General features: G+C 74.6%; 13 protein-coding genes. 12 read left to right on the top strand and 1 reads right to left on the bottom strand.

The features are described from left to right. The first annotated feature begins 15 nt into the window (after positions 1–15). The 6 genes from H9624_RS04510 to H9624_RS04485 all read left to right on the top strand — a co-directional run bounded on the left by H9624_RS04510 (position 16) and on the right by H9624_RS04485 (position 4940). Entirely contained in the window at positions 16–915 is a 900-nt protein-coding gene (locus H9624_RS04510) for a tRNA pseudouridine synthase A (RefSeq protein ID WP_504740241.1), read from the top strand. Positions 916–965: 50 nt separating this feature from the next. Further along, positions 966–1430 (top strand): DUF5709 domain-containing protein, encoded by a 465-nt coding sequence (locus H9624_RS04505; protein ID WP_251838678.1) that lies wholly within the window; start codon positions 966–968, stop codon positions 1428–1430. A 224-nt stretch (positions 1431–1654) separates the two neighbouring features. Then, positions 1655–2098 (top strand): 50S ribosomal protein L13, encoded by a 444-nt coding sequence (rplM, locus tag H9624_RS04500; RefSeq protein ID WP_251304001.1) that lies wholly within the window; start codon positions 1655–1657, stop codon positions 2096–2098. Between the two features lie 44 nt (positions 2099–2142). Further along, positions 2143–2634 carry a 30S ribosomal protein S9 gene (gene rpsI, locus H9624_RS04495; RefSeq protein WP_251838677.1) on the top strand — a complete coding sequence of 164 codons (492 nt, stop codon included), beginning with the start codon at positions 2143–2145 and terminating at the stop codon, positions 2632–2634. Between the two features lie 161 nt (positions 2635–2795). Beyond that, the gene (gene glmM / locus H9624_RS04490) at positions 2796–4148 is read left to right on the top strand and encodes a phosphoglucosamine mutase (protein ID WP_251838676.1); all 1353 of its coding nucleotides are present in this window, start codon (positions 2796–2798) and stop codon (positions 4146–4148) included. Between the two features lie 96 nt (positions 4149–4244). Continuing rightward, a complete protein-coding gene (locus H9624_RS04485; RefSeq protein WP_251838675.1) occupies positions 4245–4940 on the top strand; it encodes a DedA family protein in 696 nt (231 codons plus the stop codon). Here the strand turns inward: H9624_RS04485 and coaA are convergent. Beyond that, the gene (gene coaA / locus H9624_RS04480) at positions 4937–5908 is read right to left on the bottom strand and encodes a type I pantothenate kinase (protein WP_251838674.1); all 972 of its coding nucleotides are present in this window, start codon (positions 5906–5908) and stop codon (positions 4937–4939) included. The genes H9624_RS04485 and coaA overlap by 4 nt on opposite strands. 92 nt (positions 5909–6000) lie before the next feature. Between coaA and glmS the strand changes: the two genes are divergently transcribed. The 6 genes from glmS to H9624_RS04450 all read left to right on the top strand — a co-directional run bounded on the left by glmS (position 6001) and on the right by H9624_RS04450 (position 12432). Next, positions 6001–7851 carry a glutamine--fructose-6-phosphate transaminase (isomerizing) gene (glmS, locus tag H9624_RS04475; RefSeq protein WP_251838673.1) on the top strand — a complete coding sequence of 617 codons (1851 nt, stop codon included), beginning with the start codon at positions 6001–6003 and terminating at the stop codon, positions 7849–7851. Further along, positions 7848–8201 (top strand): holo-ACP synthase, encoded by a 354-nt coding sequence (locus H9624_RS04470; RefSeq protein WP_307784925.1) that lies wholly within the window; start codon positions 7848–7850, stop codon positions 8199–8201. The genes glmS and H9624_RS04470 overlap by 4 nt, the downstream gene beginning before the upstream one ends. A gap of 188 nt (positions 8202–8389) precedes the next feature. After that, positions 8390–9931 (top strand): NAD(P)H-hydrate epimerase, encoded by a 1542-nt coding sequence (locus tag H9624_RS04465; RefSeq protein WP_251838672.1) that lies wholly within the window; start codon positions 8390–8392, stop codon positions 9929–9931. 31 nt (positions 9932–9962) lie between these two features. Continuing rightward, positions 9963–11111: an alanine racemase gene (alr, locus tag H9624_RS04460; protein ID WP_251838671.1), complete on the top strand. Its 1149-nt coding sequence runs from the start codon at positions 9963–9965 to the stop codon at positions 11109–11111. After that, positions 11108–11629, top strand: coding sequence for a tRNA (adenosine(37)-N6)-threonylcarbamoyltransferase complex ATPase subunit type 1 TsaE (tsaE, locus tag H9624_RS04455; RefSeq protein ID WP_251838670.1), 522 nt, complete (start codon positions 11108–11110; stop codon positions 11627–11629). The genes alr and tsaE overlap by 4 nt, the downstream gene beginning before the upstream one ends. Then, positions 11626–12432: a hypothetical protein gene (locus tag H9624_RS04450; protein ID WP_251838669.1), complete on the top strand. Its 807-nt coding sequence runs from the start codon at positions 11626–11628 to the stop codon at positions 12430–12432. The genes tsaE and H9624_RS04450 overlap by 4 nt, the downstream gene beginning before the upstream one ends. Positions 12433–12455 lie beyond the last annotated feature (23 nt).

Raw genomic sequence — 12455 nt, 5'->3', positions numbered from 1 at the left:
GGGGACGGTACTAGCCTGCAAGGCGTGAGCGCTGCCCCCGAGGACGAGACGGTCCGGCTGCGGCTGGACCTCCGCTACGACGGCACGGACTTCGCCGGGTGGGCCACCCAGCCCGGCCTGCGGACCGTCCAGGGGACCCTGGAGGAGGCACTGACCACGGTCCTGCGCCTGGCGGCGCCCGCGCGGCTGACGGTCGCCGGGCGCACCGACGCGGGGGTCCACGCGCGCGGCCAGGTCGCCCACCTCGACGTGCCCCTCGCCGCGTGGCGGGCGGCGCCCGGGCGCAGCGAGCGCCCGCCCGAGGAGGCCCTCGTCTCCCGTCTCGCCGGCGTCCTCGCCCGGGACGCCCGCCCCCGCGGGGCGGGTGACGTCGTCGTCCACCGCGTGCGGATCGCGCCGCCCGGCTTCGACGCCCGCTTCTCCGCGGTGTGGCGCCGCTACGCCTACCGCGTGGCGGACACCCCCGCGGCCCGCGACCCGATGCGGCGCCGTGACGTCCTGTGGCACGGGCGCCCGCTCGACGTCGCGGCCATGGACGTCGCCGCCCAGTGGCTGCGCGGGGAGCACGACTTCGCCGCGTACTGCAAGCCCCGCGAGGGGGCCACGACGATCCGCACCCTCGAGGAGCTGCGCTGGGAGCGGCGGGCCGACGGGCTGGTCGTCGCGACGGTCCGCGCGGACGCCTTCTGCCACTCCATGGTGCGGGCGCTCGTCGGCGCGAGCCTCGCGGTGGGGGAGGGACGCCGGCCCGTCGACTGGCCCGCCGCGGTCCTCGCCGCCGGGCGCCGGGACCCCGGGGTCACCGTCGTCGCGGCCCACGGGCTCACCCTCGAGGAGGTCGGCTACCCCGCCGACGAGGAGCTCGCCACCCGGGCTGCACAGGCGCGCAACGTCCGCACCCTCCCCACCCGGTAGGCGTTCCTCTCCCCGTGCGGGCCCGGGAGGCCGGTGGCAGATTGGGAGGCATGACCGAGCCAGGAGACACCCCAGCAACCAGCCCAGACCCGTCCCTCCCCGGTGAGGGCGACACGGACAAGCTGCCCCAGGAGGACACCCTCGAGCAGCGAGGCGTCGACGACGTCATGGACGAGGGCTACGTCCCGCTGGACCGCGACCCGCTCCGGGGCAAGAACCTCACCCAGGCGGAGCAGATCGAGGGCGACACGATCGCCGAGCGGCTCGACCAGGAGGAGCCGGAGGTCTGGGAGGAGCCGCAGCAGCCGGAGGCGCACCGTGAGCCGGACCGTGCCGGCCGCATCGAGGCCGTCTCCGAGGAGGCCGTCGGCCCGCTGGGTGAGCGCGAGCAGGACATGATGGCCCAGGACGTCGGCGTCGCCGGCGGTGCCGCCACGGCCGAGGAGGCCGCCGTGCGCATCCGCGAGGAGGACGACCCCATCGGGCTCACCGGTGAGGGCGGCACGCCCGGCTGACCCGGGTGGCACGTCTCACTCATATCGCCGTCCGCCGCCGTTTGACCCAGCGCGGCGGCCGGCGGTACTCTTGGATGTCGTTGTGCATCCCTTTGCGCTCCCCGGTGCTCCCACTCGCCGGCGCAGCGGCGCGGATGCGCGCAGCGAGCACCACCAGACCATGGACGGCCCATGCGCCAACGCGCACGACGCCGCCCGACGACAGAGAAACGAAGGCTACGCCCGTGCGCACGTACACACCGAAGCCCGGCGACGTCGAGAAGAACTGGTACGTCATCGACGCTACCGACGTCGTCCTCGGCCGACTGGCGACCCACGTCGCCACCCTGCTCCGTGGGAAGCACAAGCCGAGCTTCGCACCGCACGTCGACAACGGTGACTTCGTCATCGTCATCAACGCGGAGAAGGTCGCCCTCACCGGCAGCAAGCTCGACGACAAGATGGCCTACCGCCACTCGGGTTACCCGGGCGGCCTCAAGGCCACGAGCTATGCCCAGCTCCTCGAGCGCTTCCCGGAGCGCGCGATCGAGAAGGCCGTCCGCGGCATGGTTCCCAAGACGACCCTCGGTCGCGAGCAGCTCAAGAAGCTCAAGGTCTACGCAGGCCCGGAGCACCCCCACGCCGCGCAGCAGCCGCAGGCCTTCGAGATCACCCAGGTTGCCCAGTAGTCCGCAAGGACTCGGCACCCTCTCACCAGGACACGAGGAGAACTGTGGCTGAGACCACTCCCGAGATCGAGCTGGACGACGAGAACGTCCCCAGCAGCTACACCACCGAGACCGACGCACCCGCCGCGGGCGCCGGTCAGAGCCTCACCGCCCCCGGGCAGGCGCTCGGCCGCCGCAAGGAAGCGGTTGCGCGCGTCCGACTCGTCCCCGGGTCGGGTCAGTGGACCATCAACGGTCGCTCGCTCGAGGACTACTTCCCCAACAAGCTCCACCAGCAGCTCGTGAGCTCGCCGTTCTCGCTGCTCGACATCGAGGGCCGCTTCGACGTCGTCGCCCGCATCCACGGCGGCGGCATCTCCGGCCAGGCCGGTGCGCTGCGCCTCGGCGTGGCGCGCGCCCTCAACCTGATCGACGAGGAGTCGAACCGCCCGGCGCTCAAGAAGGCCGGGTTCCTCACCCGCGACGCCCGCGCGGTCGAGCGCAAGAAGGCCGGCCTCAAGAAGGCCCGTAAGGCCCCGCAGTACTCCAAGCGCTGATCCAGCGCTCGAAGGAACGGCCCCGTCGTCAGGCGGGGCCGTTCCGCGTTTCCCGGGACGTCGCCCACGTCACGCCGCGGGCGGGTGGCGGAGGTGTGGTCCTCTGGCACCATGAGTCGGTGCCCGATGGGCTCCCTGGCCTCGAGACGAAGGAACGCCCCATGCCCAGAATGTTCGGAACCGACGGCGTGCGCGGGCTCGCCAACCGCGACATCTCCGCGGAGCTCGCCCTCGGCCTCGGAGCCGCAGCGGCACGGGTCCTCACCGCCACCGCCGGCGCGGAGGGACGCCGCCCCCGCGCGGTCATCGGCCGCGACACCCGCATCTCCGGGGACTTCCTCTCCGCGGCCCTGGCCGCCGGGCTCACGAGCGCGGGCGTCGACGTCGTCGAGGTCGGCGTCCTGCCCACCCCGGGCGTGGCCCACCTGACGGCGACGACCGACGTCGACCTCGGCGTCGTCATCTCCGCCTCGCACAACCCGATGCCCGACAACGGCATCAAGTTCTTCGCCCACGGCGGCTTCAAGCTCGAGGACGCCATCGAGGACGCCATCGAGGCGAGCCTCGGCGCCGACTGGGACCGCCCGATCGCCGACGGCGTCGGCCGCATCGAGGAGGACGCGCGGGCCGCGGACCGCACCTACATCGACCACCTCGTCGCCGCGACCGGCCGGCCGCTCGAGGGGCTGCGGATCGCCATCGACTGCGCCAACGGCGCGGCCAGCGACATCGCCCCGCTCGCGCTGCGGGAGGCAGGCGCCGACGTCGTCGTCATCAACGCCTCGCCCGACGGCCGCAACATCAACGACGACTGCGGCTCCACCCACCCCGAGCAGCTGCAGGCCGTCACGGTCGCCTCCGGCGCTGCCTTCGGTGTCGCCTTCGACGGCGACGCCGACCGCTGCATCGCCGTCGACCACGAGGGCACGATCGTCGACGGCGACCAGATCATGGGCATCCTCGCCACCGCGTTCAAGGAGCAGGGGCGGCTCGCGGAGGACACCCTCGTCGTCACGGTCATGAGCAACCTCGGGCTCATCCTCGCCATGCGCGAGGCCGGGATCCGCACCGTCCAGACGGCGGTCGGTGACCGCTACGTCCTCGAGGCGATGCGCGCCGGCGGCTTCAGCCTCGGCGGTGAGCAGTCCGGCCACATCATCGCCAGCGACCACGCGACCACCGGCGACGGCCTCCTCACCGCGCTGCTCCTCGCCGCGCGCGTCGTCGAGACCGGGCGCTCGCTCGCGGACCTCGGCTCGATCGTCACCCGCCTCCCGCAGACACTCGTCAACGTCCCCGACGTCGACAAGGCCCGCGCCGGCACCGACGAGGGGCTGCGCGACGCCGTCGCCGCCGCCGAGCAGCGCCTGGGCGACACCGGCCGCGTCCTGCTCCGCCCGTCGGGCACCGAGGCGCTCGTGCGCGTCATGGTCGAGGCAGCCACCCAGGAGGAGGCCGACGCCGTCGCGGGGGAGCTCGCCGACGTCGTCCGCGCGCGGCTCGCGCTCCGCTGACCTCAGGGGTCCGTCAGGGGGATCCCCGGTGACACCGGGGTGCCCGGCACGGTGTAATGGTCCGGTGACACGAACCGGTGCCCGATGACGGCGGCCATGGCGGCGATCGAGGCCTGGGTGCTCGGCATGGCCGACTCCCCGTGGCTGCTCGTCGCGGTCCTCGTCCTCGCGACCGTCGACGGGTTCTTCCCGCCGGTGCCGAGCGAGTCGATCGTCATTGGCGTCGCGGTGCTCGCGATGACGGGCGACGGCCCCAGCCTCTGGCTGCTCGTCCTCGTCGCGGCGGTGGGCGCCTTCGCGGGGGACCTCATCGCCTACACGATCGGCACCCGGGTGCCCATCGACCGGCTGCGGATCTTCCAGGGCAGACGCGGCAGGGCCAGCCTCGGCTGGGCCAGGCGCGCCCTGGCGCAGCGGGGCACCGTGCTCATCCTCTCCGCGCGGTTCATCCCGATCGGGCGGGTGGCGGTCAACATGACGGCCGGTGCGGTCCACTTCCCCCGCGCGCGGTTCATCCTCATCGCCGCGATCGCCGCCGTCGTGTGGGGCGGGTACTCCACGCTCCTGGGGATCGGCGCCGGTGTGTTCCTCCACGACCACCCGCTCGTGGCGATCGCCGTCGGCGTCGCCGGCGGGGTCGTCATCGGGTTCGTCGTCGACGCGGGCCTGCAGTGGGTGCACCGCCGCTTCGGCAGCAAGCTGCCGGAGAGCCTCGAGGTGCTCGCCCCGGACTACGTGGCCCCGGACGAGGCGACCGAGCCCAGCCGGGACGAGTTCACGAGCACGCCCTAGAGCTTGCGCAGGCGCATCCGGTGCATCCGGTGGTCGCCGGACTTGGTGAGGACGAGGGAGGCGCGCCCACGCGTGGGCAGGATGTTCTCCTCGAGGTTCGGCTCGTTGATCGAGCCCCAGATGCGCGTGGCCGTGTCGACGGCCTCCTCGTCGCTCAGCGCCGCGTACCGGTGGAAGTAGGAGCGGGGGTCGGCGAAGGCCGTCTCGCGCAGCGACAGGAAGCGGTTGACGTACCAGCGGCGGACGTCGCTCGTCCGGGCGTCGACGTAGATCGAGAAGTCGAAGAAGTCGCTCACCGCGAGGCTGGGCGCGCCGTCGGACGTCGTGCGGGCGGGCTGCAGGACGTTGAGGCCCTCGACGATGAGGACGTCGGGGCGGTGCACGGTGATCTCCCGGCCCGGGACGATGTCGTAGGTGAGGTGGTCGTAGACCGGGGCGGTGACCTCGGGGACGCCGGACTTCACCGCGCTGAGGAAGCGGAGCAGCGCGCGCTGGTCGTAGGACTCGGGGAAGCCCTTGCGGGACATGAGGCCCCGGCGCTCGAGCTCGGCGTTGGGGTGGAGGAAGCCGTCCGTCGTCACGAGGTCCACCCGCGGCATCCCCGACCAACGGCGCAGCATCTCCCGCAGCAGCCGCGACGTCGTCGACTTCCCGACGGCGACCGAGCCGGCCACCCCGATGACGAAGGGCGTGCGGCCCATCCGTTCCCCGAGGAAGGTCGAGGTCACCGAGCCGAGGCGGCGGGAGGAGGCGACGTACAGGGACAGCAGGCGTGACAGCGGCCGGTAGACGGTGTCGACCTCGGTGAGGTCCACGGGGTCGCCCAGACCGCGGAGGCGGTCGATGTCCGCGGAGGTGAGCGGCTGGGGGGTCGCGGCCGACAGCCGGCTCCACGCCGCGCGGTCGAACTCGAGGAAGGGTGAGGTGGCCGGCTGCGTCGCCGACGTCGCTGCCTGCGGGGACGTCACGGCACCAGTCTGGCGCACGGCGGCGGGTGGTGCGCACCGCCGTCGGCCCGGCGCGTGCGTGAGGCCGGCCACCGGCAAGTACGCTGGAACCCATGTGCGGAATCGTGGGAGCAGTGTCCGTCTCGGCCGAGGGCACCCCGCCTGTCGACGTCGTCCTCGACGGGCTCGCCCGTCTCGAGTACCGGGGCTACGACTCCGCGGGCATCGCCGTCGTCGCCGACGGCGCCCTCGCGGCGCGGAAGAAGGCCGGCAAGCTCCAGGGGCTGCTCGACGAGCTCGAGCGCGAGCCGCTGCCTGGGACGCAGGCCGCGATCGGGCACACGCGCTGGGCCACCCACGGCGCGCCGACCGACGAGAACGCCCACCCCCACCTGTCCGGCGACGGGCGCCTGGCGCTCATCCACAACGGCATCATCGAGAACTTCGCCAAGCTGAGGAACGAGCTCCTCGCCGACGGCGCGACCTTCGCCTCGCAGACCGACACCGAGGTCGTGGCCCACCTCCTGGGCCGCACCTACGCGGGTGACCTCACCGCCGCGATGCTCGAGGTGACCAAGCGCCTCGAGGGCGCCTTCACCCTGCTCGCGGTGCACGCCGACCACCCGGGCACGATCGTCGCCGCCCGCCGCAACTCCCCGCTCGTCATCGGGCTGGGCGACGGCGCGAACTACCTCGGCTCCGACGTCGCTGCCTTCGTCTCGCAGACGAAGTCCGCGCTCGAGGTCGACCAGGACCAGGTCGTCACCATCACCGGGGACTCCGTCAGCGTCGTCGACGCCGCCGGGCAGCCGGTCGAGCCGCGCGCCTTCACCGTCGAGTGGGACGCCGCGGCGGCCGTCAAGGGCGGCTTCGACTCCTTCATGGACAAGGAGATCCACGACCAGCCGCAGGCCGTGGCCGACACGCTGCTCGGGCGCACCGACGAGCTGGGGCGTCTCAAGCTCGACGAGCTGCGCATCGACGAGACGATCCTGCGCAGCATCGACAAGATCATCGTCGTCGCGTGCGGCACCGCCGCCTACGCGGGGCACGTGGCGAAGTACGCCGTCGAGCACTGGTGCCGCATCCCCGTCGAGGTCGAGCTCGCCCACGAGTTCCGCTACCGCGACCCCGTCGTCAACGAGAAGACCCTCGTCGTGGCCATCTCCCAGTCGGGGGAGACGATGGACACGATCATGGCGGTGCGCCACGCCCGCGAGCAGGGCTCCAAGGTGCTCGCCGTCGTCAACACCTACGGCTCGACCATCGCCCGGGAGTCCGACGCCGTCCTCTACACGCACGCCGGGCCGGAGGTCGCCGTCGCCTCGACGAAGGCCTTCATCGCCCAGATCACCGCGACCTACCTCCTGGGCCTGTACCTCGCCCAGCTGCGCGGCAACAAGTACATCGACGAGGTCGCCGACTACCTCACCGAGCTCGGTCGCATCCCCGGGAAGATCGAGGAGGTCCTCGCCCGCCAGGAGCAGGTCCGCGAGGTCGCCCGCGCGATGAAGGACACGACCTCGGTGCTCTTCCTCGGGCGCCACGTCGGCTTCCCGGTGGCCCTCGAGGGTGCGCTCAAGCTCAAGGAGCTCGCCTACATCCACGCGGAGGGCTTCGCGGCGGGCGAGCTCAAGCACGGCCCGATCGCGCTCATCGAGGAGGGCCAGCCGGTCTTCGTCGTCGTGCCGACCCCGCGCCGCCCCACCCTGCACGCCAAGGTCATCTCCAACATCCAGGAGATCCGGGCCCGCGGCGCGCGCACCCTCGTCATCGCCGAGGACGGCGACGACGACGTCACGCCCTTCGCCGACGTCGTCTTCCGCTACCCGCCGACGCCCACGCTCATGACCCCGCTCGTCTCCGTCGTCCCGCTGCAGATCTTCGCCGGCGAGCTGGCCCGAGCCAAGGGCTACGACGTCGACCAGCCGCGCAACCTCGCGAAGTCCGTCACCGTCGAGTGAGCATCGTCGGGGTGGGCATCGACGTCGTCGACGTCGAGCGCTTCATGGGGGCGCTGGAGCGCACCCCGCGGCTGCGGGAGAAGCTCTTCACCCCCGAGGAGCGTGAGCTGCCGCCCGCCTCGCTCGCCGCGCGGTTCGCGGCCAAGGAGGCCATCGCCAAGGCGCTCGGCGCGCCGGGCGGGATGTCGTGGCAGGACTGCACGGTGGAGCGGGTGGTCGGCGGGGCGCCCGTGGTCCACGTGCGCGGCTCGGTCCTCGTGCGGGCCGAGGAGCTGGGGGTCCGGACCTGGCACCTGTCGATCTCCCACGACGCCGGGATCGCCTCCGCCATGGTCCTCGCCGAGAGCTGAGCCGCCGCCCCGTCCCTCCGCCGACAGCTGAGTCGCCGCCCCGTCTCTCCGCCGACAGCTGAGTTGTTCCTGGTAGTGGGAGCTCACTCCGTCCGCGCTGGTTGCCGCGGGTAACAACTCAGCTGTCGGCGGTGGGAGGGGGGCCTGGCTCGGCGGCGGGGTCCGGGGGCACGGGACACAATGAGGGCATGATCCGTGCGCACGAGGCCGAGGCGGTGCGGGCGGCCGAGGCGCCGCTGCTCGCCTCCACCGCGACCGACGAGCTGATGACGCAGGCCGCCTTCGCGGTCGCCACCGAGGTGCTGCGCGAGCTGCGCCGTCTCGGGGCGCGCCGCAGCGGGAGCACGGTCCTCCTCCTCGTGGGCGGCGGCAACAACGGCGGGGACGCCCTGTACGCCGGCGGCTATCTCGCCCGGCGCGGGCTGCAGGTCGTCGCCGCGCTGTGCACGGACCGGCCGCACGAGCGTGGTCTCGCCGCGGCCCGCAGCGCCGGCGTGCGCGTCCGCCCCGTCCTCGACGACGACGGCCGCCCCCGCGGCGAGGAGCTCGCCGTCCTCGCCGACCGCGCCGGCGTGTGGGTCGACGGGCTCACCGGCATCGGCGCGCGCGGGGGCCTGCGGGAGCCCCTCGCCGGCATCGTCACCGCGCTCGCGGACCAGCGTGCGCTCATGCCGGACGAGCCCACCGTCGTCGCCGTCGACGTCCCCTCGGGCATCGGCGTCGACGACGGCACCGTCCCCGGCCCGGTCCTGCGCGCCGACGTCACCGTGACGATGGGCGCCGCCAAGCCCGGCCTGCTCGTCCAGCCCGCGGAGGCGCTGGCGGGACGCGTCGTCGTCGTCGACATCGGCCTGGCCCCCCACCTCGGTGAGCCGGCGCTGCGCCGCCTCACCCCGGCCGACGTCGCCGACCTCCTCCCCGCGCCCGTCGCCACCGACCACAAGTACACCCGCGGGGTGCTCGGGCTCGTCGCCGGCTCGACCACCTACCCGGGCGCCGCCGTCCTCGCCGCCGCCGGCGCGCTGCGCACCGGGCTCGGCATGGTCCGCTACCTCGGCCCCGACGCCGTCGCCCGGATGATCCACGCGCGCTTCCCCGAGGTCGTCGTCGGCAGCGGACGGGTCCAGGCCTGGGCCCTGGGCAGCGGCATCGACCCCGACGACGACGCCCGCGCCGACGACGTGCGCGACGCCCTCCGCCGCGCCCTCGACGACGGCGTCCCCGCCGTGCTCGACGCCGGCGCCCTGGCCCTCGCGCCCGAGCGGCTCGCCCCCACCACCGTCCTCACCCCGCACGCCGGGGAGCTGGCCAGGCTGCTCATCGCCCGCGGGGAGGAGACAGGCCGCGCCGCCGTCGAGGCCGCGCCCCTCGAGCTGGCCCGCCGCGCCGCCGCCCTCACCGGCGCCGTCGTCCTCCTCAAGGGACCGACCACCGTCGTCGCCGCCCCGGGCGGAGCCACGCTCAGCCAGGCGGACGGCACGCCCTGGCTCGCCACCGCCGGCACGGGTGACGTCCTCGCCGGGGTCCTCGGCGCCCTCCTCGCCGTCCGCGGGGAGGACCTCGCCGGCGGCCAGGACCCCGAGGGCCTCCTCACGGCCGAGCTCGCCGCCGCCGCGGCCCTCGTCCACGGCCGCGCCGGCGCGCGCGCCTCGGACGGCGGGCCCGTCACCGCCCTGCAGGTCGCCGACGCGGTCCCCGGCGTCGTCGCCGCGCTGCTCGCGGACCGCTGAGGTCGCGCGGCACCGTGGCAGACTCGGCACCGTGAGCTACTACCCGGCACGGGCGGTCGTCGACCATGCCGCCATCCGCGCGAACGTCGAGCGGCTGCGGGCCGTCGCGGGCGCCGCGGAGGTCATGGCCGTGGTCAAGGCGGACGCCTACGGGCACGGGATCGTCCCCGTCTCGCGCACGGCGCTGGCCGCCGGTGCGACCTGGCTGGGGGTGGCCCAGCTCGGCGAGGCCCTCGAGCTGCGCGCCGCGGGCGTCCACGCGCCCCTCCTCACCTGGATCTACGGCCCCGGGGCGCCGTTCGCCGAGGCGCTGGCCGCGGACCTCGACCTCTCGGCGTCGGCGCCCTGGGCCCTGGACGAGCTCGCCGCCGCCGCGCGCCTCACCGGCCGCGCCGCCCGCGTCCACCTCAAGTCCGACACCGGCATGGCCCGCGGCGGCGCCCGGCCCGCGCAGTGGGCCGAGCTCGTCGACCACGCGGCCCGGCTCGCGGCGGAGGGCACGGTCGACGTCGTCGGCGTGTGGTCCCACCTCGCCCGCGGTGACGAGCCGGCCGAGCCGACGACCTCCGCGCAGCTCGCGGCCTTCCGTGACGCCGTCGCGACGGCCGAGCGGGCGGGGCTGCGGCCCACCGTCCGCCACCTCGCCGCCTCCTCCGGCACCCTCTTCCACCCCGACACCCGCCTCGACCTCGTCCGGCCGGGCCTGGCGCTCTACGGGCTCTCACCCGCCCCGGACGTCGCCGACGCCGTCGCCCTCGGCCTGCGTGCCGCCATGCGGCTGGAGGCGGAGGTCATCCACGTCAAGGACGTCCCCGCCGGCACCCCCGTCGGCTACGGCCACACCTACACGACGCCGTCGGCCGGGCGGCTCGCGCTCGTCCCCCTCGGCTACGGCGACGGCATCCCCCGCCACGCCGGCAACGCCGGGCCGGTGCGCGTCGGCCGGCACCGCGGCCGGGTCACCGGACGGGTGAGCATGGACCAGGTGGTCGTCGACCTCGGCCCCGACGGCGCGGACGTGTCGGTCGGTGACCTCGCGGTGCTCCTCGGTGACGCCCGCGACGGCGACCCGACGGCGCAGGACTGGGCCGACGCCGCCGGCACCATCAGCTACGAGATCGTCACCCGGCTCGGCAGCCGCATCCCCCGCACCCACGTCTCGCAGGAGGACCCCTCATGACCACCTGGCAGCCCGCCGACCCCGAGGCCACCCGCGAGCTCGGGCGCCGCCTCGCCGGCATCCTGCGCGCCGGCGACCTCGTCGTCCTCACCGGGGACCTCGGCGCCGGGAAGACCACCCTCACCCAGGGCATCGGCGCCGGGCTCGGCGTGCGCGGCCAGGTCGCCTCGCCCACCTTCATCATCGCCCGCGCCCACCCGAGCCTGGGGGAGGGGCCCGACCTCGTCCACGTCGACGCCTACCGTCTCCAGTCCCTCGCCGAGGTCGACGCGCTCGACCTCGACAGCTCCCTGGAGGACTCCGTCACCGTCGTCGAGTGGGGCGAGGGCATGGTCGAGGGGCTGGCCGAGGACCGCCTCGAGGTCATGGTCGGCCGGCCGCGCGGAGGCCTGCGGGACGCCGACGAGGTCGCCGACGCCGGTGCCCGCACCGTGACGATCCACGCCCACGGGCCGCGGTGGGAGGGTGTCGACCTCGCCGCCGCCCTCGGGGCGGACCCGGCCGGGACCGTCCGGTGACCAGGCGTCGGCTGGCCGGGCTGCTCCTCGCGGCCACGGTCCTGCTCCACCCGGCCGCGGCCACCGCCGCGACCGACGCGCCGAGCGAGCCGACGCCCAGCGCCCCGGCCACCGACGTGCCCGCCGAGGTCTCGGCCTGGTTCGCCGAGGAGGGCGACGACGCCGTCGCCGACCTCGGTGAGGACCTCACCCTCGGTGCCCCGCGCCGGGTCGCGACGTGGAACGACGCGTACGTCTCCGGTGAGGAGCCCGACGTCCCCGCCGCCCCCGTCGACGAGTGGGTCGCCACCGTCGTCCGACGCACCCCCGAGACGCCCGAGCCCGTGGGGGTCGTCCGCGCGGGCGCGGAGGGCGACTCGCTCGAGCTGCTCGACGTCACTGAGGACACCGAGCTCGCCGCGGCCCTCCAGGAGATCCCCTCCGGCACGGTCCTCATCCGCGACGACACCGTCGAGGGCTGGTTCGGCCTGCTCGAGGGGGAGGTGTGGCCGCTCACCGAGGGGGCGCGCACCGTCCTCCAGGGCGCCCTGCCCGCCGAGGTCTTCCAGGACTTCCTCGCCGCGTGGCGCGGGGAGTCGCCGCCCGCGGCCGTGCCGAGCACGTCGGAGGGGGAGGGCGGCACCCTGTCCCCGCTCATCCCGATCGGTGTCATCGTGCTCGCCGGCGCGGGCGTCGCGATCCTTCTGGTACGCCAGTACCGCCAGGCGGACTCTCGGATCGTGGCCGACGTCCACGCCGGGATGGCGCCGCCGCCCGAGGACGCCGACGCCGACGGCCCGCGCCCGGAGCAGCCCGGCGGGTGACCGCCGCCGACGGCGGACTACCC

This window comes from Oceanitalea stevensii (assembly GCF_014837105.1).
In the GTDB taxonomy this organism is placed as follows: domain Bacteria; phylum Actinomycetota; class Actinomycetes; order Actinomycetales; family Actinomycetaceae; genus Oceanitalea; species Oceanitalea stevensii.
Note: the sequence above shows the minus strand (reverse complement) of the source record. Positions and strands in the feature narration are given on the sequence as shown.

Bases quoted from the DNA above. Each gene is read 5' to 3' on its own strand.
- H9624_RS04505 (WP_251838678.1), top strand. From the start codon at position 966: ATGACCGAGCCAGGAGACACCCCAGCAACCAGCCCAGACCCGTCCCTC.
- glmM (WP_251838676.1), top strand. From the start codon at position 2,796: ATGCCCAGAATGTTCGGAACCGACGGCGTGCGCGGGCTCGCCAACCGC.
- H9624_RS04485 (WP_251838675.1), top strand. From the start codon at position 4,245: ATGGCGGCGATCGAGGCCTGGGTGCTCGGCATGGCCGACTCCCCGTGG.
- glmS (WP_251838673.1), top strand. From the start codon at position 6,001: ATGTGCGGAATCGTGGGAGCAGTGTCCGTCTCGGCCGAGGGCACCCCG.
- H9624_RS04465 (WP_251838672.1), top strand. From the start codon at position 8,390: ATGATCCGTGCGCACGAGGCCGAGGCGGTGCGGGCGGCCGAGGCGCCG.
- tsaE (WP_251838670.1), top strand. From the start codon at position 11,108: ATGACCACCTGGCAGCCCGCCGACCCCGAGGCCACCCGCGAGCTCGGG.